The 777-nt window shown below is 49.9% G+C and carries 1 protein-coding gene; it reads right to left on the bottom strand.

Annotation, left to right across the window (positions count from 1 at the left end; all coding sequences use genetic code 11):
- Positions 1-214: 214 nt before the first annotated feature.
- Positions 215-777 (bottom strand): IS110 family transposase (locus RC73_RS19640; RefSeq protein ID WP_039036207.1); only part of this gene is annotated, 563 nt, incomplete at its 5' end.

Below are 777 nucleotides of genomic sequence, written 5' to 3'. Positions count from 1 at the left end.
TATATGGACACCTCTCCGATGCAAGCACCGGCAGGTCTCTTTCTGACAAAGTAGCCACACACATATATCCGGCTTCGTGAGCCCTGATGAACATCCGTACTCTCTGTCCTCATTAGTGCCATGGCTTTTAGCAGCCCAGCTATTTGTCAGGTTCACAGAGAGTCGGTTCTACCTGTCAGCACATCAACTCTTTGGACTTATTAAAATCAGTTAGTTACTTAACGATATACTCTGTTTTTTGGTTTATTAGCGCCCACGCTATTCGGGCATTTTTGTTAGCCAGCGCCACTACAGCTTTGTTTACGCCACTTCGGGCAATAATACCTTTCAGCCACCGCTGGAGACCTCCACATCGTTCTTCCGGAAGGTTGATGACCCGGTAAACCACTGAGCGGGCGCCATGAATAAGCAGTCCTCGCAGATAACCATCTCCGCGTTTTGTTATCCCGAGTAGTTTGACTTTACCACCACTGCTGTGCTCCTTCGGAACCAGCCCCAGATAGCTGGCAAAATGCCGGCCATTCTGAAAATCAGCACTGTCGCCCAGAGCTACCGTCAAGGCTGAAGCCCCTAATGGCCCGATACCAGGTATGCTTTTCAGTCTGAGGGTATCCTCATTTTGCTGGCTGATAAGCGCAAGGCGCAGATCCAGAGTTTTAATCCGCTGCTGATTGTCCTGAAGTTCCTGCAACATCTCATGGAACAGCTCCCGGCTGAGCGTGGTGAGCTCATTTTCTGCATCCTCCAGGTGCTCAGGCAGGTGGGCCATAATTTTAT

This window comes from Shewanella sp. ECSMB14102, from assembly GCF_000813075.1.
Lineage (GTDB): Bacteria > Pseudomonadota > Gammaproteobacteria > Enterobacterales > Shewanellaceae > Shewanella > Shewanella indica.
This window is presented reverse-complemented; position numbering and strand designations above follow the sequence as displayed.